The organism is Pseudonocardia sp. ICBG1293 (assembly GCF_020131355.1).
Taxonomy (GTDB): domain Bacteria; phylum Actinomycetota; class Actinomycetes; order Mycobacteriales; family Pseudonocardiaceae; genus Pseudonocardia.
This window is the reverse complement of record NZ_JAHLEL010000051.1, coordinates 227,837-246,433: the sequence shown is the minus strand read 5'-3', so window position 1 is coordinate 246,433 and position 18,597 is coordinate 227,837. Positions and strand designations below refer to the sequence as shown.

Genomic DNA, 18,597 nt, shown 5'->3' with positions numbered 1-18,597 from the left:
AGTGACACGAGCCCTGCCCGTGACGTCGAACAGGCGTGGCGTCACCGTGTCGACGTACCCTCCCGTGAGCCCCGCCACGCGCAGCAAGGGAGTGCAGCGATGCCTCTGGCCCGCTCGATCCACGACGAGTTCGTCGCCCTCCTGGGCGCCGCGGACGTGCTCGACGACCCGGTCCGCACCCGCACCTACGAGTGCGACGGCCTGACCGGCAGCCGGGTCGTCCCCGAGCTGGTCCTGCTGCCCCGCACCGCCGAGGACGTCGCGGGCTGCGTCCGGATCTGCGCCCGGCACCGGATCCCGTTCGTCGCACGCGGCGCCGGCACCGGCCTGTCCGGCGGCGCGCTGCCGGTGGCCGAGGGCGTCGTCATCGGGCTGAACCGGCTCAACCGGGTGCTCGAGGTCGACCCGGAGAACCGGCGTGCGGTGCTGGAACCCGGCGTCACGAACCTCGAGATCACCGCGGCCGCGTCGCCGCACGGGCTCTACTACGCCCCGGACCCCTCCAGCCAGCAGGTGTGCACGATCGGCGGCAACGTCGCGGAGAACTCCGGCGGCGCGCACTGCCTCAAGTACGGGTTCACCACCAACCACGTGCTGTCGATGGAGGTCGTGCTCCCCGACGGCGAGGTCGTCACCCTCGGGTCGGACTCGATGGAGCAGCCCGGGCCCGACCTGCGCGGGGTGTTCCTCGGGTCGGAGGGCACCCTCGGGATCGTCACGAAGGTGACCGTGCGGCTGCTGCGCACCCCCGAGGTCATGCGCACGCTGCTGGCGGACTTCCCGTCGGTGTCGGCGGGCGGCCGGGTCGTCTCCGACATCGTCGCGGCCGGGATCGTGCCCGCCGCGGTCGAGATGATGGACGCACTGGCCATCGAGGCCGCCGAGGGCGCCACCGGCGCGGGCTACTCCCTCGACACCCCGGCCGCACTCGTCGTCGAGCTCGACGGCACCGTCGAGGAGTGCGAGGAGCAGTTCGCGCTGGTCAAGGAGATCTGCGACCGGCACGGCTGCACCCGGCTGCACATCGCGGGATCGCCGGAGGAGCGGGCGAACATCTGGCGCGGCCGCAAGGCCGCGTTCGCCGCGGTCGGCCGGATCTCGCCGGACTACATCGTCCAGGACGGCGTGGTCCCCCGGACCCGGCTCGCCGAGGTCCTCGAACGGATCGACGAGATGGGCGCCGAGGCCGGGCTGCGCGTCGCGAACGTGTTCCACGCGGGCGACGGCAACCTGCACCCGCTGGTCCTGTTCTCCGCCGCGGAGGGCCAGACCGAGCACGCCGAGCACCTGTCGGCGCGGATCGCGGAGCTGTGCGTCGAGATGGGCGGCTCGCTGTCGGGCGAGCACGGCATCGGCACCGACAAGGCCTGCTCGATGCCCCGGATGTTCGGCGAGGACGACCTGGCCGTCATGCGTCGCGTCCGCGACGGGTTCGACCCCGACCACATCTGCAACCCCGGCAAGCTCCTGCCCACCCCGCGGCTGTGCGGCGAGAAGCCGGGGCGCTACCGCCCGCACCCGCTGGAGGAGGCGGGCCTGATCGAACGGCTGTGACCCGTCCGGCCGACCTGTCCGACCGACCCGTACGAGACCCGGAAGGGCCCGACGACATGACACGCGCTGCTCCCACCACGCTGCGCCCCACCTCGGCGAAGGAGGTCCGGGACGCCGTCCTGGACACCCCCGGCCGCCTCGCGGTCACCGGCGCCGGCACCGCGTCCGGCTGGGCCGGGCGCGCGGACGACGTCACGGCGACGCTCGACCTCTCCGCCCTGTCCGGGGTGATCCACCACAACCCCGGGGACATGACCGTCTCGGTGCACGCCGGGACCCCGGTCCGTGCGCTGCAGGAACAGCTGGCCGAGCACGGCCAGCGTCTGGCGTTCGACGCGGCCCGGGTCGCCCGCGGCGCCACCGTCGGCGGACTGCTGGCCACCGCCGACGCCGGCCCGTCCGCCCTGGTCTGGGGCGGTCTGCGGGACCTCGTCATCGGCACCACCTCGGTACTCGCCGACGGCACCATGGTCCGCTCGGGTGGACACGTCATCAAGAACGTCGCCGGCTACGACATGGCCAAGCTGGCGCACGGCTCCTACGGCGCCTTCGGCCCGCTGGTCGAGGTCGTCCTGCGGCTGCACCCGGTCCCGAAGGCGGTCGCCTGCGTGCAGGTCGACGGACCGGTGGGCGAGGCCGCGGCACGGGTGCTGGAGCTCATGGCGAGCCCGCTGGAGCCGATCGCGGTCGAGTGGGTCTCCGGCGACCCGGGGCGCCTGCTGGTGCGCCTCGAGGGCGGGACCTCGACCCTGCCCGCACGGGTGGAACGGCTGCGCGAGCTGCTCGGCGCCGACGCCCACGAGGCGGGCCCCGAGGCCTGGGACGACCACGCGGCGCTGGCCGACGGCCCGCACGCCCGGGACGACGCCGACGGCCCCGCGCTCGACGGCGCCGTCGTCCGGATCGGGTGCGCCCCGACCCGGCTGGCGCCGCTGGTGGAGCAGCTGCCCGCCACCGCCGTGACGGCCGGGCTCGCGACCGGCGTCGCGACCGTCACCGTGCCGGGTGCGGCCGTCGCGGAGGTGCACGACGCCGTCGCCGCGATCGGCGGCACGAGCGTGCTGCGCGACCGCGCCGAGGCCCTCGACGCCCCGGCGTGGGGCCCCGCGCCGTCCGCGCTGGCCCTGCTGAAGGCGATCAAGAACCAGCTCGACCCCGAGGCCCGGTTCGCCGCCGGTCGCTTCGCCCCCTGGATGTGAGGCAGGCATGACGAGCACCCACGAGCCCGCAGGCACCCCGACCGGCGCGGCCGAGACCAAGATCCCCCAGCAGGGGCCGAGCGCGTTCGACGACGTGCACCCGCCGCAGCGCGAGCTGCTCGACGACTGCGTCCACTGCGGCTTCTGTCTGCCCACCTGTCCCACCTACGTGCTGTGGGGCGAGGAGATGGACTCCCCGCGCGGCCGGATCCTGCTGATGGACCTGGCCGAGAAGGGCGACATCACCCTCGACGGGCCGTTCACCGAGCACATCGACAACTGCCTGGGCTGCATGGCGTGCGTGACCGCCTGCCCGTCCGGGGTGCAGTACGACAAGCTGCTGGAGTCGGTGCGCCCGCAGATCGAGCGCAACGTGCCGCGCACCGCGTCGGACAAGCTGTTCCGCGACGCGATCTTCTCGCTGTTCCCCTACAAGCGACGACTGCGCGCCGCCGCCCTGCCCGGCGCGCTCTACCAGCAGCTGCGCCGGGTCCCGGCGATCCGGAGACTCGCCGAGAAGCTGCCCGGCCAGCTCGCGGCGATGGAGTCGCTGCTGCCCCCGGTGTCGGTGCGCGAGGCGTTCGCGCGGCTTCCGGTGCACACCCCCGCCGTCGGCGTCCGCCGGGCCCGGGTCGCGCTGCTCACCGGCTGCGTGCAGGACGTGTTCTTCCACCGGGTCAACGAGGCCACCGTGCGGGTGCTCGCCGCCGAGGGCTGCGACGTGCTCGTCCCCCGCGACCAGCAGTGCTGCGGAGCCCTGGAGGTGCACGCCGGGCGGGAGGAGTCCGCGCTGGACCGGGCCCGGCGCACCATCGCCCGGTTCGAGACCCTGGACGTCGACGCGGTCGTCACCAACGTCGCGGGCTGCGGCTCGTCGATGAAGGACTACGGCCACCTGCTCGCCGACGACCCGGACTGGGCCGAGCGCGCGAAGCGCTTCTCGGCGCGCGGCCGCGACGTCCACGAGGTCCTCGCCGACCTGTACTCCCGGGACGACGACGGCGGCCCCCGCGCCCCGCGCACCCCGGTCTCCGGCCGGGTCGCCTACCACGACGCGTGCCACCTCGGGCACGCCCAGGGGGTGCGCAGCCAGCCCCGGGATGTCCTGCGGACCATCCCCGAGCTGGAGCTCGTCGACATCGCCGAGGCCTCGCTGTGCTGCGGCTCGGCGGGCATCTACAACATGGTCAAGCCGGACGCCGCGGCCGACCTGGGTGTGCGCAAGGCGGAGAAGATCCGGGAGGCGAAGCCCGACGTCGTGGTCACCGCGAACCCGGGCTGTCTGCTGCAGATCGGGAAGTACCTGCCGAACGAGACCTTCGCCGACGTCCCGCTGCTGCACCCGGTCCAGCTGCTCGACGCGAGCATCCGCGGGGCGGCGGTGCCCCGGCGCTGAGCCGGTCGCCGGTCAGGCCGACGCCAGGCCGGTGAGGTCGGCGTCGCGGAACGCGTCGACGACCGCGGCGAGACAGGCCGCGGTCGTCGACGAGGGCGCGACCACCGACCCGGTGACCGTCACCGGTGGGTCGAGCGGGATCTCGCGCACCCGCGACGCCCCGGACGCCGCGGCCCACCCCGCGGGCAGCAGCGTCCATCCGGTCCGGTCGGCCCCCATCTCCGCGACGACGGCCTCCCCCACCCCGACCGGCCGCCCCACCCGGGCGCCGGCCGGGGCGACGATGCCGGCGAGGGCGGCGTGCCAGGGCGGGTCGGTGTCGCGGCACGGCGGGCGGAACGGCCCGGACCCGGCGAGCGTCGACAGCCGTACCGAGGACCGGCGGGCCAGCGGGTTCCGGTCGGACACCACCGCACTCAGCTGCTCGTCCCACGCCCGGTGCACGACCAGGCCGGGGCCCACCGGTTCGCCGCGGGCCACCGCGAGATCGAGGCGTCCGTCGCCCACCGCCGCCAGGCGTTCCGGCACGGGCAGGTCGAACAGCTGGATCTCCAGGTCCGGGGAGCACTCCTGCAACCGGCGCAGCCCCAGCTCCAGACGGCCGGTCAGCCCGGGAGCCGTGCCGATGCGGACCCGGGTCGCCGGCGCGTCCACCGCGGCGTGCACCCGCTCCGCCGCCGCCAGGGCCTCCCGCGCGGCGGCGAGCACCCGGTGCCCGGCGGGGGTGAGCCGGACGTGGCGCGAGGACCGGTCCAGCAGCCGGGTCCCGAGTTCGCGTTCGAGCCGGGCCACCTGCTGGCTCACCGCGGGCTGCACGATGTGCAACCGCTCGGCCGCGCGGCCGAAGTGCAGCTCCTCGGCCACCGTCACGAAGTACCGCAACCCGCGCAGTTCCATCCCGTGCCCTCCCCGACCTCTGTCGATAACGAACGCCGATCGCTGTGCGGGTTGTTCCGGCCTGGTTCCCCGGGCCCGGCGCGGCTGCACTGGTGACCATGCGGATCGGAACCCTGAACCTCGCCGCCGACGGCCCCGCCGCCGTCCGGGACACCGTGCTCGACGCGGGCCGCCGGGGCCTCGACGCGGTCTGGACGAACCAGATGCCCGGCAGCTGGGACCCGTTGACCCTGCTCGCCGCGGCGGAGCCGGGCACCGGCCCCGCCGAGCTCGGCACCGCGGTCACCCTGACCGGTCCCCGGCATCCCGTCGCGCTCGCCACCCAGGCGCTGACCACGCAGGCGGCCCTCGACGGCCGGCTGACGCTCGGGGTGGGCCCGGGCCACGCCCCCTACCTCTCCGGTGAGCTGGGGCTGCCGTTCGACGCGCCCGCCGCCCGGACCCGGGAGTACCTGGAGGTGCTGGTCCCGCTGCTGCGCGGGGAGCGGGTGACCCACCGGGGCCGGTTCCTCGAGGTCGACACGCAGCTCTCGTTGCCGCGACCGGTGCCGGCGCCGCGGGTGCTGCTGTCGGCCCTCGGCCCCCGGATGCTGGAGATCGCCGGGGAGCTGACCGACGGCACCGTCGTGACCTGGGTGCGGCCCGAGCTCGTGCGCGACCACCTGCGGCCCGCGCTGCCGGACACCGCCCGGGTCGTGGTCACCGTGGTGGTGGGCGTGACCGCCGACCCCGACCGGGTGCTGGAGTCGGTCGCGCGGGACTTCGCCCCCGTCGGGACGCTGCCCAGCTACCGGGCACTGCTGGACCGCGGGGGGCTCCGCGGGCCCGAGGAGACCGTGGTGGCCGGCTCGGAGGAGCACCTGGCGCGGGTCCTCGCCCGGTACGGCGAGGCGGGTGCGACCGACCTCGTCGTGGTCGACCTGAACCCCGAGGGCCGGTCGGCGCTCGACGTGGCGGCCGAGCTGTCCTCCACCCGGGCCGCCGCCTGACGACGGCCGGCCCCGTCCGGGCGGGGGTGCCGAGCAGCAGGGCGCCGTTCAGGACGGGCGTCGCCGGGTGCGCCCCGTCGGCCGGCGGTGCGCCCGGCGCCATGCCGTCGCGCCGGCCGTCCGGGCGCGGTCGGCCGTCCCGGGGGTCGGGGCCGTACCCCCGCCCACGGGACCGGTGGGCGCCGGGTCGGAGAGCGCCGGGACGACGGGCTCGGGCGCGACGGGCTCGGGGGCGGTCACGTCGAGGTCGGACACGGCCGGACCGGACCGGGGGTCCGCCGGCCCGTCCGGATGCCGGTGCAGCGCCCGCAGCTCGGCACGCAGCGCGACGATGTCCCACTTGCGGGCGGTGTGCTCCCGCTCCAGGCGCTCCAGCCGCCGGTGGGCGAGCACGAGCAGCACACCGGCGGCGATCCCTCCCGCCAGCGCGGTCCACGCGACCACCGCCGCCAGCCCCGACACACGCACCCCGTCCACTCGTCTCCACCGGTGACGCACTCACCGTAGCGAGCGGACGGGCCCCCGACGGCCCGCCGGGTGAGTCACCGCACACGCCGTCGCACGACGTCACGTCGGTATCGTGGGCACGCAGGCACCGCCGCCCCGCGCTCCCCGTCCGGGTCCCCGTCGTGGCCGTCCCGGATGCGACTCGCGCGGGTGGACCCGGCCCCGGCGGGTACGGGAACAGGCGATGCGCCCCGCCAGTGAGACCGTGAGGAGGCCGGAGATGCAGGCGATCGGTAACGATCCGACCACCCTGAGCGATGGACCGGCCGTGGAGGAGACGACCGTGCACCCCGAGACCAGCCCGTCGCCCGACCCCCGCCACTTCCCGCAGACGCTGGTCGCGATGGACCCGCCGACCCTCCCCGCCGCCCACCTGACCCCGCCGCCTGCCGAGTTCCGGCAGTTCCCGGCCCCGCAGCGCTCGGTGCCCGGCCACCCGACCCTGCGCAGCCGGCTGCGCAGGGTGCTGCTGTTCTGGCGTCGCAGCGCCTGACCCCCGGGCCCGCCCGGCCCGACCGGCCCGGCCCGACCGACCGCGCGCCGTCCTAGTAGCGCGCGAAGTGCACCCAGCCGGCGTCGCCGTCGTAGGTGCGGCCGTCGACGGTCACCCCGGGGCCCTCCGGGTCGGGGGCCTCGACCGTCCCGACCTCGGTCCAGCCCTCGGGCAGGGGCGCCGCACCGGGGAAGGTCGCCACCAGCGCGTGGTCCTCGCCGCCGGTCAGGACCCAGCGCAGCGGGTCCAGCCCCAGTGCGGACGCGATCTCCGCCATCCGCGGGGCCACCGTGAACGCCCGCGACCGCAGCCGCAGCGCCACCCCGGAGGCCCGTGCGACGTGCGCCAGGTCGGCCAGCAGCCCGTCCGAGACGTCGATCATGGACGTGGCACCGGCGTCGGCGGCCCGCGGGCCGGCGGAGTAGGGCGGTTCCGGCACCCGGTGGGCGTCGACCAGGGCGGCCGGGGAGCGGAACCCGCGTCCGAGCACGGCCAGCCCCGCCGCCGACCAGCCCAGCCGTCCGCAGACCGCGATCCGGTCCCCCGCCCGGGCCCCCGAGCGCAGCACCGGCGCCCTGCCCTGCAGGTCCCCCAGCGCCGTCACCGAGACGACGATCACCGGCGCCGAGGTCAGGTCGCCGCCGACGAGCCCGGCGCCGGTCGAGCGGGCCTCGGCCCACAGCCCGTCGGCGAGCTGCTCGAGCTGGGCCGCCGGCGTCGACGAGGGGCCGGCCAGCCCCACCAGCAGCGAGGTCGGCACCGCCCCCATCGCGGCGATGTCGGCCAGGTTCGCCGCCGCGGCCTTGCGTCCGACCTGCTCGGGGCTCGACCAGTCGAGCCGGAAGTGCACGCCCTCGACGAGCACGTCGGTGCAGGCGACGACCCGTCCGTCGGCCGCGGTGACGACGGCCGAGTCGTCCCCGGGACCGAGCTCGGTCGTAGCCGGCTGGACACGGTCCGTGGTGACCCGGTCGATCAGGGCGAACTCACCGACCTCCCGGAGTGAGACACCGGTCTCGGAACCGCCCTCGGGCGTGCTCGCGGATGGGGTCACGGGGGCTGCCTCCGGTAGGTTCTGCGTCCGACATTCCTGCCGCCAACCATCCGGCAGGGCGGCACGTACCGGAAAGGGGCACGCCGTGGTGCAGGCATACATCCTCGTCCAGACCGAGGTCGGCAAGGCCGCCTCCGTCGCCTCCGAGATCGGGGGTCTGCCGGGCGTCGTCTCGGCCGAGGACGTCACCGGCCCGTACGACGTGATCGTGCGCGCCGAGGCGGACGATGTCGACGAGCTCGGCCGGCTGGTCGTGGCGCGGGTGCAGAACGTCAACGGGATCACCCGGACGCTCACCTGCCCCGTGGTCAAGCTGAGCTGAGACGGGCGGAACGTGGCAGGGGCACGCGTGTCACCACCGGTCGTGGTGGCGATCGCGCTGCCCCTGCTGCTCGCCCTCGTGGTGGCCGGGCTCGCGGTCTGGGCCCGCCTCACGACGGGGCCGGACACCGGCCCCCTGGAGCTGCCCGCGCAGGCCGCCCCGCAGGCGACGTCGGCGTCGTGCGACGCGGTGCTGCGCGCGCTCCCGACACCGATGCCCGGTGACACCGGCGACCTCGCACCGCGCGAGGTCGACCCACCGGTCCCCGGGACGCGGGCCTGGGTCGCCGAGCCGGAGCCGGTGGTGCTGCGCTGCGGCACCGAACGCCCGGCCGAGCTGGGGCCCACCTCACCGCTGATCGTCGTCAACGGGGTGAGCTGGCTGCCGCTGGCGACCCCGCAGGGCGCGCTCGCGACCACGTACGCCGTCGTCGACCGGGGGGTGTACCTCGAGCTGTCCGCCGCCGCGGAGACCGGCCCCGGCCCGCTCCAGGCCGTGTCCGACGCGGTCGTCGCCACCCTGCCCCCGCAGCCGGTGCGGGTCCGGTAGCTAGCGCAGCCCCGTCCCCCGGGCCAGTGCGGTGTCGATCATGGTGCTGAGCAGCTCGGGGTAGTCGAGCCCGGTGACCGCCCACATCTTCGGGAACGCCGAGCTCGGGGTGAAGCCGGGCATCGTGTTGACCTCGTTGACGGTGATGTCGCCGTCGTCGGTGACGAAGAAGTCGACCCGGGCCAGGCCCTGCACGTCCAGCGCGCGGAACGCGGTGATCGCCTTCCAGCGCAGCGACTCGGTGATCTCGTCGTCCAGCTTGGCCGGGATCTGCAGCTCGGAGGTGTCGAGGTACTTGGACTCGAAGTCGTAGAACTCGCTCGAGTAGCGCAGCTCGGCGGGCAGGCTGGCCCGGACGCTGCCGTCGGGGAACTCCAGCACCGCGCACTCGATCTCGCGGCCGGGCACGGCCGCCTCGACGAGCACCTTGGGGTCGTGCCGACGGGCCTCGGCGACGGCCGCGTCGAGTGCGGCCGGGTCGGTGACCCGGGTGACGCCCATCGAGGACCCGGCGCGGGCGGGCTTGACGAACAGCGGCAGCCCGAGCCGGTCGCGGTCGGCGAACCCGATGTCGGTCCCGGGGCGGAGCACGACGCCGTCGGCGACGTCCAGGCCCTCGGCCCGCAGCAGCTTCTTGGCGAACTCCTTGTCCATGCCGACCGCGGAGGCCAGCACGCCCGCGCCGACGTAGGGCAGCCCCGCCATCTCGAGCAGGCCCTGGATCGTGCCGTCCTCGCCGAACGCGCCGTGCAGGATCGGGAAGACGACGTCGACCGCGGTCAACGCCTCCCGCGCGTCCAGGCGCACCAGGCCGCGACCCGGCTCACCGGGCAGCGCCAGCGACTCGGCGGTGCCGTCGACCTCGGGCAGCTCGCGACCGGAGATCGCGAGCTCCGCGGGGTCGGACGGGCCGACCACCCAGGCGCCGTCCGGGGTGATCCCGACCGGGACCACCTCGAACCGCTGCGGGTCGAGGTGGGTCAGCACGCTGCCGGCGGACACGCAGGAGATCGCGTGCTCGGAACTGCGGCCGCCGAAGACGACGGCGACCTTCACCCGGTCGGCACTCATGGGGCCCGAGGGTAGGCGGCGGCTCCGCGGGGTCACGCAGCCGGGCGTCCGCCGGTCCGCCGGGGCGGGGCCCGGGCGGCTCACCCCACCAGCGCCGCCAGCGCGGCGGTCAGGTCGGCCCGTGTCCCGGCGGCGTACCCGACGACCAGGCCGGACGTGCGGGGACCGCCCCGGTGGTAGTCGGCCAGCCCGCGCACGGCGACCCCGCGCCCGGCCGCCGCGGCGACGGCGGCCCGCTCGCCCGCGGGCGGGTGCAGCACCAGGTGCGCCCCGGCCGGGTCCCCCTGCACGGCCCAGCCCGCACCGCGTGCCGCGGCCAGGACCAGGGTCCGGCGTTCCCGCAGCTCGCGACGCAGCCGCCGCAGGTGCCGGGAGAGGTCGCCGTGCGCGGCCAGTGCGGTGAGGACCAGCTGCCCCGCGGGCGACGGCCGGGTGCCCGTCCGGGCGCGCAGGTCCCGCCACGCGTCGACGACGGCGGGTGGCGCGACCGCCCAGCCGACCCCGAGCGTCGGGCTGAGGATCTTGCTTGCCGGGCCCAGGTGCACGACGTGGCCGGGTGCGAGCGCGGCCAGCAGGGGCAGCGGGGCGACGTCGTAGCGCAGCTCGCCGTCGTAGTCGTCCTCGATGACCAGGAAGTCCTCGGCCCGGGCGCGCTCGACCAGGGCGACCCGGCGGGCCGCGGAGAGCCGCACCGCGGTCGGGAACTGGTGTGCGGGTGTGCTGTAGACCGCCGCGCAGCCGCGCGGGACGGCGTCGACGACCAGACCGTCGTCGTCGACGGGCACACCGACGACCCGCAGCCCCGCCGCCCGCAGCGCGCTGACCGCCCGCGGGTAGCCGGGGTCCTCGACGGCGACGGTCGCTCCCGCGGGCAGCAGCCGGGCCAGCTCGGCGACGGCGGCGGAGGTCCCGGCGGTGGTCAGCACGGTCCCCGGCGGCGGGATGAGGCCGCGGTGGCGCAGCAGGTGCCCGGTGACGGCCTCGTGGAAGGAGCTCAGCCCGTCGGCCCGCGGCCGGTCGTCCGGGTGGGTGTCGGCGGCGGCCCGCCAGGCGCGGCGCCACATCGCACGGTCCAGCGCGGCCACGCACGGACGCCCCGGGTCCAGCACCGACGGCACGGCCTGCGGCGGGGGGCCTGCGGGCACCGGCGGGTCGGCGGGGGCGGGACCGGGGACCGCGGTCACGAAGGTGCCCGCCCCGACCCGGCCGGTGACCCAGCCCTCGGCGAGCAGCTGGTCGTAGGCGGCGGCGGTGACCGTCCGGCTCACCCGCAGCGTCGCGGCGAGGCCGCGGGTCGAGGGCAGCCGGTCCCCGGGTCGCAGCGCCCCGCCGGCGGCGGCGGCCCGCAGGGCGTCGGCGAGCTGGACCGCCAGCGGGGTACCCCCGGCGCGGTCGAGGTCGATCGGGAGCTCCTGCACGGTGGCATTCCGTTCACGACGGGAATTGGCCGTTCCAGGATGCCACTGCGCCCGTCATCCTCGGGCGGTGACACTCTCCCCCACCCCCCGCAGCACGCTCGGCCGCAAGCGCGACCGGGCGGCCGTGGACCGGTCCGCGCTGCACGCGGTGCTCGACGAGGGCCTCGTCGCCCATCTCGGCGTCGTCCGCGACGGCGCGCCCGTCGTGCTCCCGACCGCCTACGGGCGCGACGGCGACACGCTCTACCTGCACGGCTCGTCCGGTGCGCGGTACCTGGCCGGGGACACGCTGCCCTGCTGCGTGACCGTGACCCACCTCGACGGCATCGTGCACGCCCGCGCGCTCATGCACTTCTCGATGAACTACCGCAGCGCCGTGATCCACGGCGAGGCCCGCCGGGTGACCGGCGACGAACGGCGCCGGCACGCGCTGCGGGTGATCGTCGAGCACCTCACCCCGGGGGCGTGGGACCACGCCCGCCGCCCGGACCGCCGGGAGCTGGCCGCCACCGCGGTGTTCGCCCTGGACCTGACCGAGGCCAGCGTGAAGAGCCGCACCGGGCCGCCGTCGGACGACGACGCCGACATCGCCGCCGGGCTCGCCTGGGCGGGCGTGGTGCCGCTGCGAACCGTGGCCGGGCCCCCGGAAACCACCCCTGACCTGCAGGGGGACCGGCCCGTTCCGGACCACGTGCGCGACGGCTGTCACACCGGAGGGTGACGTAGCCTCGGGGGCTCCGACGCAGCCCTCACCGCCCCCGAGGAGGACTCGTGACCCCCCGTGTGCTGCCCGGCCTGCCCCTGCAGGACGCGACGCTGATGCCGGACTGCGTGCAGGACGCCGGCTCGTGGTGCGCGACGCTCTACCGCTGGACCAGCAACGACTTCCTGGCCCAGCACGCGGACGCCCTCGTCGGCAGGACGGTCGCGATCACCGTCATCGTCGTGGTCGCGGTGCTGTTCCGCTGGCTGGCGCACCGTGCGATCGGGCGGATGGTCGACGGCGCGACCAACGGCCGGTTCACCGCGCTGGTGGGCCGGGCCCGGCGGTTGCGCCCGGGCGGCGGGCCGGTCGCGCCGGCCGCCGACCCGGGCACCCAGCGGCGGGCGCAGCGGGCGCGCACGATCGGCTCGGTACTGCGCTCGATCGTCTCCGCGGTGGTGCTGCTCGTCGCGGTGATGATGGTGATGAACGAGCTCGGCTACCCGCTCGGCCCGCTGCTCGCCGGCGCCGGGGTGATCGGGCTGGCCATCGGCTTCGGTGCGCAGAACCTGGTGCGCGACTTCCTGTCCGGCATGTTCATGCTGCTGGAGGACCAGTACGGGGTCGGCGACGTCGTCGACGTCGGGGAGGCCGTCGGCACCGTCGAGGCGGTCGGCCTGCGGATCACCACGATCCGCGACATCAAGGGCACCGTCTGGTACGTCCGCAACGGTGAGATCCTGCGCGTGGGCAACATGAGCCAGGGCTACGCGGTCGCCGTGGTCGACCTCCCGATCGCCCACCACGCCGACGTCGAGGAGGCCACGGAGCTGGCCGGGAGCACCGCGACCGGACGCGCCGCGCAGGACGACATCGCCGGGGACGTGCTGGAGGCCCCCGAGGTGCTCGGCGTCGACAAGATCGGCCCGGAGGGCGTCACCCTGCGGATCACCGTGCGGGTCAGCCCGGGCAGACAGTGGGCGGTGCAGCGTGCGCTCAACGGCGCGATCACCGACGCGTTCGACGACCACGGCATCCCCCGTCCGATGGTCTTCCCCGGTCCCGCCCGCGACGGGCAGGCGCAGAAGCAGAACTGACGGTTCCTGGGAGACTGGTCGACGTGAGTGCACCGCAGAACTTCTACGCCGAGGTGGGTGGCGCCCCGGTCTTCCACCGGATCGTCCACCGGTTCTACGAGGAGGTCGCCCGGGACGAGGTGTTGCGGCCGCTGTACCCCGAGGAGGACCTCGGGCCGGCCGAGGACCGCCTGCGGCTGTTCCTGGAGCAGTACTGGGGCGGCCCACGCACCTACTCCGACCAGCGCGGTCACCCCCGGCTGCGGATGCGACACGTGCCGTTCAAGATCGGCCCCATCGAGCGCGACGCCTGGCTGCGCTGCATGCGGATCGCCGTCGACGAGGAGGGCCTCTCCCCGGAGCACCGCGAGCAGCTGTGGAACTACCTGCAGTACGCCGCGGTGAGCATGCAGAACTCCGAGTTCTGACCCGGGTAGGGCTACTACCACGGAGAGTTACGGTTGCTCCGTCCGTCTGGCGGCCATTCGAGTGGCGTTCGGACGCTTTCCGGGTCGATCTACCGCTGAACGTGACCGAATGCGTCCGTCTCGTTGGACGGTCGCCGCCCCGGCACGTCGGGCGGCTCGACGTCACCCGTCTTGGGGGTTCATCGTGAGCGTCTCTCCGTCGCCGTCCGGTCCGCACCGGCACGAGCCGGTCAACGGGTCGTCGCGGCACACGCACCGCGGTGGCGACACCGGGGTCCACTCCGACCGCGACCGTCACGACGGCGAGGACGGCTCCTGGTTCACCGTGTGTGCTGCGCGGCTACGACCGCGGTGAGGTCGACACCCGGCTGGCCGAGCTCGACCACCGCATCCACGACGAGATCCGCCGCGCCGACGCCGCCGAGCAGTCCCTGTCCGCGGCCCGCGCCCAGATCCGGCGGTTGCAGGAACAGCTCGAGGGCGACCCCGCCCCCCGGGCCGGCGACGAGCGTCGTGCCGACGACGCCGGGTTCGGACGCCGGGTCGAGCGGGTCCTGCAGGCCGCCGAGCAGGAGGCCGCGGAGCTGCGCGAACGCGCCGGCGACGAGGCGGCCGAGATCGTCGAGCGGGCCCGCCGCGAGGCCGAGGACCGCCGCGCCCGCACCGAGGAGGCGCTGCTCGGCCGCGCCACCACCCTGGACCGCGAGTTCACCTCGCGCAGCAGCACCCTCGACGAGCGCGAGCACGACGCCGAGCGCCGCGAGCGCGACCTTCGCCGAGCGGGAGCGCACCGTGTCCGACCGGCTCTCCGGCGTCCACACCGAGCGCGAGCGGATCCTCGCCGACGCCCGCGCCGACGCCGAGCAGACGCTGTCCGCGGCCCGCGCCGAGGCCGACGCGCTGCTGCGCGACGCCGAGCAGGGGGCCGGGGAGCGCCGGTCGACCGTCGTGCGCGACGTCGAGCGGCTCGCCGCACTGCGCGACGAGGTACGGGGCGAGCTGACCCGGGTGCAGCGCAGCCTCGCCGAGGAGCTGGACCGCGAGCCGGTCTCGGCCGCCCTCGACGACGCCCTGTTCGGCCCGCGCCCGTCGACCCGCCGGTCTCGTCGACCCGGCCGTCCCCGGACGAGGACGCCCTGGCCTCGGTGTCGGAGCTGGGCGGCCGGCCGTCGGTGGAGCCCGCCGGCTCCCGCTCCTCCGACGACGGTCCCGCCGACGACGTGGAGGCGCCCGTCACCGCTCGCTGGTCCTCGGTCCCGGGCGTCGCCCGGCCGAGGAGGACCCGGACGGCACCACCGTCGGCCGCATCCCGCCGATCTCGCTCACCTCGATCGGGTCCTCCCGTTCGGTGATCTCGGAACGGGCCGTGACCAGGCCCGGACCAGGACGGACGTCGCAGGTGGGACGACCCGGACCGGCCGGGGGGCGACCCGGGTCCGGGCCCGGGGCGACGCTCGCGATAATCGAATCGTTATGTGCACCCGACCGCCGCAGAACGCATGACGTCGGCGCCCGGTCACCCGGGCCCCGACGACCGCTCCCCCCGGCGTGCCGACGGCCCGCCGGAACCGGACCCGGACGGGCTCGGCGAGGCGATCCGGACCGGCCGCGTACCCGTGGTCCCCGGCTCCCTGGTCGACCTGGTCATGCGGTCGGGTTCGGGGGACGACGCCCCGGAACCGGGGGCTCCGTCCGAGGACGACGGCGCCCGGCGCGATCCGACCCCACCCCGACCGGGTTCACCGAACTGGTGTCCCGGGAACGGGGCCCCGCGCCCGGCGCCCGTCCGACCCCGGGACCGCGGCCCGCCGCCGCACCCGCCGACGACGAGCCGCCGTCCGATCCGGGCGACTACGCCGACCTCGGTGACCTCGGGGACGACCCGCTCGGCGTCGGGCCGCTGCCCGCGAGCCCGCCGACGACGGTCTCGACCCCCCGCACACCCCGGCGGACCGGTTCGCTCCCCCCGTCGTTCGCGCCGGACACCCCGGGCGGAACGACGCCGGAGGGCTCGACACCGGACGGGATGACACCGCCCGCGGCGGGCCCCGTCCCGGCGCCGCCCCGGCCGGGCCCCGCGCAGGACGACCCGCCGGCGCCCCGGTCCGACCCGGCCGACGCCGCCGCCCCGGCGGCCCGGCCCGTCCCCGATGCGGGGCCGGCCGGACCCCGCCGCCACGCCGGCGGAGGGCGGTCGTCGCACCGACGCGGGCCCCGGCCCGGACGGTGCCCCGGTGACCGCACCCGCGCCCACCGTCGTCCCGCCGATCGCGCCGACCCCACGACCGCTCGGGCGACACCGCCCGTCCCACGACAACCGCCCGTCCCACCGACGACGGACGCCCCGCCGACGACGCCGGTGCCGCACCGGAGCCGGACGGCGCCCCGTCGGCGGGCCGGGACACCAGGGACACCAGGGACACCACGGACGCCGGGGGCACGGACGCCCGGCACCGACGCCCCGGACACCCGCGGAGCAGCGCACGACCAAGCGGTGGCCGCCGCGCCCGGCGCGTTCCGGCGCCGACGGCCCCGAGACCGACATCCTCCCGCCCGGCGCGCTGATCGGGCACTACCACCCGCGTGCGGACACCTCCGACGACCGGACCGGACAGCCGCCGTCGCGGCCCGCGACCCCACCGTCGGGGAACCGCCCGACGATGCCCGGCCGCAGGCCCGCCGCCCCCTCGGGCCCGGACCGGCGTCCGGCACCCCGGCCCGCGATGGGTGGGTCGCCGTCCGGTCCCGCGATGGCCGGACTGTCGGGCAACGACCTGTTCGCGACCAACCGGCGGCGACCCGGGCAGCAGCGGCTTCGGGCGGCTCCCGGGCCGCGCCGACGAGGTCCGCGGCTCCGATCCCGGTACCTCGGCCGGCTCTCCCGTCACGCGTGAGCAGGACGGCACGGAGTCCGGGGACGTCGGTCCCCGGCGCCGGCCCGGGATCCGCCGCCGAGGAGCCGGTCCCCGGTCCCCGCCGCGCGGCCGGGTTCCCCGGGAGCCCGGGACACCTCGCCCTGGGACGGCTCGGTCCGGGACGGGCGACCGTCCCGGCAGTGGGCGACGCGACGCCGTCGCTCGACGCGACGTCCGCGACGGCCGGGCCGCGCAGCACCGGTCGTCCGGGGCCCCGGACGAGGACCGCCCCCCGGCACTCCGGGGCGTTCGCCGGTCCGGGCCGGACCGGGACGTTCCCCGCCTCCGCCCCCCGTCCGGCCGATCGGCCCGGCGGACCGGGCACCGGCGCGTTCCCGCCCGGCGGACCCGGCACCCGGCGCGCCACCCGACGGACCGCCCCGGCGGACCGGTGCGGGCGGGCGCCCCGGCGGTGGGCCGCACCGTCGAACGGGTCCGGCCCACCCGCCACCGGCGCGTTCCCCGTGGCGGGCGGGCCCCGCCCGGATCCCCGTGACCCCGGCGCCCGGTTCCGGGGGCCCGGCGGGCCGCCCGGACGGCCCGCACCCCGGCCGGACAGCCCACAGGTCCCGGCGCCGGACGCCCCGGCCGGCACCGAGACCACCGTGGTCCTGCAGGCCGTGGGGGCCGACGGCGAACCGGCGACGCTGCAGGGCCTAACCCCCGTCCCCGGGAACCCGGACGGCACGAGCGGCCCGGCGGAGCCGGACGGGCCGGACGCCGGGACCACCAGCCGCCACGCCGCCGCGGCGGCCTCGGTCGGGGCCGTCTCGGTGGCCGCCGCCCGTGCCGCGTCCGGCCGGGACGGGACGGTCAGCGACACCGGTCCGGGCACCGCGGTCCAGCCCGCCGCCGCGGCGGCCGCCGCGCACGCGGCGGCGACCGGGGACACCCCGGTCACACCGCGCCGCGAGGCGATCATGTCGGCCAGGCCGCGCAACGGCAGGCGCAGCCCGTCCGCCGCCGGACTCGCGATCGCCCTGGCGATCGTGCTGCTCGGCGCGCTGACGTTGTGGGCGATGCTGTCGCCCGGGCGGCCCGACACCGGCGCGAGCGAGCCCCCGCCGGCCGTCTCGGCCGGTCCGGGCACGGGGCCGCGTCCGGAGGCGGTCGCGGCCGCGACGAGCCTGGGGCAGCCGGCGGTGCGGGCGACCGTGTCCGTCGGCGGCGCCCCGCTCGCCGTCGCGACCGCCCCGGACGGCGCGACCGCACTGGTGGCCGTGCGCGACACGAACCGGCTCGCGGTCCTCGACACCGCCTCCGACGCCGTGGTCGGGGAGATCGAGCTCGCGGGCGCACCACAGGGGGTGGTGACCTCGCCGGACGGCACGCGTGCCTACGTCAGCACCGACGGCCGGGACGGCGGGCAGATCGCCGTCGTCGACGTACCGGGGCGGACGGTCGTGTCCACCGCCGCCGTCGGCGGGGACCCAGCCGCGGCCGCGGTGTCCTCCGACGGGCGGTTCCTCTACGTGCCGTCCCGCGCGGACGGCACCGTGCAGGAACTCGACCCGGGCGTCGGCACCGTCACCCGACCGTGCCGGTGTCGCGCGACCCGTACGCGAGCGCCACGAACGACGCGGGCGACCGTGTCTACCTGGCCACGCGGGGAGCCGACCAGCTCACCGTGCTCGATCCGGACAGCCTCACCGTGCTCGGCAGCTTCCCGGTGCGTGGTGGTGCCGAGTCCCTCGCCGTCAGCCCCGCGTCGGTCCCGCAGACCGTGGTCGCGGTCGGTGGGCCGGAGTCGGGCACCGTGGCCGTCCTGGACCCCGCCGACGGCCGCGAGATCGCGACCGTGCAGGTCGACGGCGGTGCCACCGGCATGGCCTTCGCCCCGGACGGCCGTCACCTCTACGTCGCGACCCGGCAGGGTCTGGTGACCGTCGACACCGGGACCTGGCAGGTCTCCGGCACCACCGACGTCGACCCGGACCCGACCGCGGTCGCCGTCGCCCCCGACGGTCGCACCGGCTGGGTCACCGGCGACGGCGCGGTCAGCGTCCTGGACCTGAGCTGAGCCGAC

19 protein-coding genes are annotated in these 18,597 nt (G+C 76.6%); 13 read left to right on the top strand and 6 right to left on the bottom strand.

Annotation, left to right across the window (positions count from 1 at the left end; all coding sequences use genetic code 11):
- Nucleotides 1-99: 99 nt before the first annotated feature.
- Genes KPF47_RS27105 through KPF47_RS27095 form a run of 3 tightly spaced genes read left to right on the top strand, consistent with a single transcriptional unit; the run spans nucleotide 100 to nucleotide 4,149 of the window.
- Nucleotides 100-1,554: an FAD-linked oxidase C-terminal domain-containing protein gene (locus KPF47_RS27105; protein WP_224391658.1), complete on the top strand. Its 1,455-nt coding sequence runs from the start codon at nucleotides 100-102 to the stop codon at nucleotides 1,552-1,554.
- 56 nt (nucleotides 1,555-1,610) lie between these two features.
- Nucleotides 1,611-2,753, top strand: coding sequence for an FAD-binding oxidoreductase (locus tag KPF47_RS27100; protein WP_224391657.1), 1,143 nt, complete (start codon nucleotides 1,611-1,613; stop codon nucleotides 2,751-2,753).
- A gap of 7 nt (nucleotides 2,754-2,760) precedes the next feature.
- Nucleotides 2,761-4,149, top strand: a complete 1,389-nt coding sequence (locus KPF47_RS27095) for a (Fe-S)-binding protein (protein WP_224391656.1) — start codon at nucleotides 2,761-2,763, stop codon at nucleotides 4,147-4,149.
- Between the two features lie 12 nt (nucleotides 4,150-4,161).
- On the opposite strand, the gene KPF47_RS27090 is transcribed toward KPF47_RS27095, so the two are convergent.
- Nucleotides 4,162-5,046 carry a LysR family transcriptional regulator gene (locus KPF47_RS27090; RefSeq protein ID WP_224391655.1) on the bottom strand — a complete coding sequence of 295 codons (885 nt, stop codon included), beginning with the start codon at nucleotides 5,044-5,046 and terminating at the stop codon, nucleotides 4,162-4,164.
- Between the two features lie 98 nt (nucleotides 5,047-5,144).
- On the opposite strand from KPF47_RS27090, the gene KPF47_RS27085 reads away from it, so the two are divergent.
- A complete protein-coding gene (locus tag KPF47_RS27085; RefSeq protein WP_224391654.1) occupies nucleotides 5,145-6,035 on the top strand; it encodes a TIGR03564 family F420-dependent LLM class oxidoreductase in 891 nt (296 codons plus the stop codon).
- 48 nt (nucleotides 6,036-6,083) lie between these two features.
- On the opposite strand, the gene KPF47_RS27080 is transcribed toward KPF47_RS27085, so the two are convergent.
- A complete protein-coding gene (locus tag KPF47_RS27080; RefSeq protein ID WP_224391653.1) occupies nucleotides 6,084-6,503 on the bottom strand; it encodes a hypothetical protein in 420 nt (139 codons plus the stop codon).
- 307 nt (nucleotides 6,504-6,810) lie between these two features.
- On the opposite strand from KPF47_RS27080, the gene KPF47_RS27075 reads away from it, so the two are divergent.
- Nucleotides 6,811-7,035, top strand: coding sequence for a hypothetical protein (locus KPF47_RS27075; RefSeq protein WP_224391652.1), 225 nt, complete (start codon nucleotides 6,811-6,813; stop codon nucleotides 7,033-7,035).
- A 52-nt stretch (nucleotides 7,036-7,087) separates the two neighbouring features.
- On the opposite strand, the gene KPF47_RS27070 is transcribed toward KPF47_RS27075, so the two are convergent.
- The gene (locus KPF47_RS27070) at nucleotides 7,088-8,089 is read right to left on the bottom strand and encodes a thiamine-phosphate kinase (RefSeq protein ID WP_224391651.1); all 1,002 of its coding nucleotides are present in this window, start codon (nucleotides 8,087-8,089) and stop codon (nucleotides 7,088-7,090) included.
- An 85-nt stretch (nucleotides 8,090-8,174) separates the two neighbouring features.
- On the opposite strand from KPF47_RS27070, the gene KPF47_RS27065 reads away from it, so the two are divergent.
- Both KPF47_RS27065 and KPF47_RS27060 read left to right on the top strand, forming a co-directional pair.
- The gene (locus KPF47_RS27065; protein ID WP_020627802.1) at nucleotides 8,175-8,411 is read left to right on the top strand and encodes an Lrp/AsnC family transcriptional regulator; all 237 of its coding nucleotides are present in this window, start codon (nucleotides 8,175-8,177) and stop codon (nucleotides 8,409-8,411) included.
- Between the two features lie 12 nt (nucleotides 8,412-8,423).
- A complete protein-coding gene (locus tag KPF47_RS27060; protein WP_224391650.1) occupies nucleotides 8,424-8,960 on the top strand; it encodes a DUF3515 domain-containing protein in 537 nt (178 codons plus the stop codon).
- Here KPF47_RS27060 and KPF47_RS27055 read toward each other — a convergent pair whose 3' ends face one another.
- Complete coding sequence (locus tag KPF47_RS27055; RefSeq protein WP_224391649.1) at nucleotides 8,961-10,031, bottom strand: D-alanine--D-alanine ligase family protein; 1,071 nt, start codon at nucleotides 10,029-10,031, stop codon at nucleotides 8,961-8,963.
- Nucleotides 10,032-10,111: 80 nt separating this feature from the next.
- Entirely contained in the window at nucleotides 10,112-11,449 is a 1,338-nt protein-coding gene (locus tag KPF47_RS27050) for a PLP-dependent aminotransferase family protein (RefSeq protein ID WP_224391648.1), read from the bottom strand.
- A 67-nt stretch (nucleotides 11,450-11,516) separates the two neighbouring features.
- Here KPF47_RS27050 and KPF47_RS27045 point away from each other — a divergent pair, with 67 nt between their 5' ends.
- From KPF47_RS27045 to KPF47_RS27035, 3 genes are read left to right on the top strand one after another with little or no spacing between them, the layout of a single operon-like run.
- Complete coding sequence (locus KPF47_RS27045; RefSeq protein WP_224391645.1) at nucleotides 11,517-12,170, top strand: pyridoxamine 5'-phosphate oxidase family protein; 654 nt, start codon at nucleotides 11,517-11,519, stop codon at nucleotides 12,168-12,170.
- 50 nt (nucleotides 12,171-12,220) lie between these two features.
- Nucleotides 12,221-13,249: a mechanosensitive ion channel family protein gene (locus tag KPF47_RS27040; protein ID WP_224391643.1), complete on the top strand. Its 1,029-nt coding sequence runs from the start codon at nucleotides 12,221-12,223 to the stop codon at nucleotides 13,247-13,249.
- A 23-nt stretch (nucleotides 13,250-13,272) separates the two neighbouring features.
- A complete protein-coding gene (locus tag KPF47_RS27035; protein WP_224391641.1) occupies nucleotides 13,273-13,656 on the top strand; it encodes a globin in 384 nt (127 codons plus the stop codon).
- A 320-nt stretch (nucleotides 13,657-13,976) separates the two neighbouring features.
- Here the strand turns inward: KPF47_RS27035 and KPF47_RS27030 are convergent, their stop codons facing one another.
- Nucleotides 13,977-14,447 carry a hypothetical protein gene (locus KPF47_RS27030; RefSeq protein WP_224391639.1) on the bottom strand — a complete coding sequence of 157 codons (471 nt, stop codon included), beginning with the start codon at nucleotides 14,445-14,447 and terminating at the stop codon, nucleotides 13,977-13,979.
- A 1-nt stretch (nucleotide 14,448) separates the two neighbouring features.
- Here KPF47_RS27030 and KPF47_RS39775 point away from each other — a divergent pair, with 1 nt between their 5' ends.
- The 3 genes from KPF47_RS39775 to KPF47_RS27015 all read left to right on the top strand — a co-directional run bounded on the left by KPF47_RS39775 (nucleotide 14,449) and on the right by KPF47_RS27015 (nucleotide 18,591).
- Nucleotides 14,449-15,159 (top strand): hypothetical protein, encoded by a 711-nt coding sequence (locus KPF47_RS39775; protein WP_305080474.1) that lies wholly within the window; start codon nucleotides 14,449-14,451, stop codon nucleotides 15,157-15,159.
- Nucleotides 15,160-16,711: 1,552 nt separating this feature from the next.
- Nucleotides 16,712-18,454, top strand: coding sequence for a YncE family protein (locus tag KPF47_RS27020; RefSeq protein WP_224391637.1), 1,743 nt, complete (start codon nucleotides 16,712-16,714; stop codon nucleotides 18,452-18,454).
- Entirely contained in the window at nucleotides 18,451-18,591 is a 141-nt protein-coding gene (locus KPF47_RS27015; protein ID WP_224391635.1) for a hypothetical protein, read from the top strand. The genes KPF47_RS27020 and KPF47_RS27015 overlap by 4 nt, the downstream gene beginning before the upstream one ends.
- The last annotated feature ends 6 nt before the right edge of the window (nucleotides 18,592-18,597 follow it).

What these genes read in the sequence shown, in the direction of transcription:
- KPF47_RS27090 (WP_224391655.1), bottom strand. Translation starts at nt 5,046, where the DNA reads ATGGAACTGCGCGGGTTGCGGTACTTCGTGACGGTGGCCGAGGAGCTG.
- KPF47_RS27100 (WP_224391657.1), top strand. Translation starts at nt 1,611, where the DNA reads ATGACACGCGCTGCTCCCACCACGCTGCGCCCCACCTCGGCGAAGGAG.
- KPF47_RS27095 (WP_224391656.1), top strand. Translation starts at nt 2,761, where the DNA reads ATGACGAGCACCCACGAGCCCGCAGGCACCCCGACCGGCGCGGCCGAG.
- KPF47_RS27055 (WP_224391649.1), bottom strand. Translation starts at nt 10,031, where the DNA reads ATGAGTGCCGACCGGGTGAAGGTCGCCGTCGTCTTCGGCGGCCGCAGT.
- KPF47_RS27085 (WP_224391654.1), top strand. Translation starts at nt 5,145, where the DNA reads ATGCGGATCGGAACCCTGAACCTCGCCGCCGACGGCCCCGCCGCCGTC.
- KPF47_RS27105 (WP_224391658.1), top strand. Translation starts at nt 100, where the DNA reads ATGCCTCTGGCCCGCTCGATCCACGACGAGTTCGTCGCCCTCCTGGGC.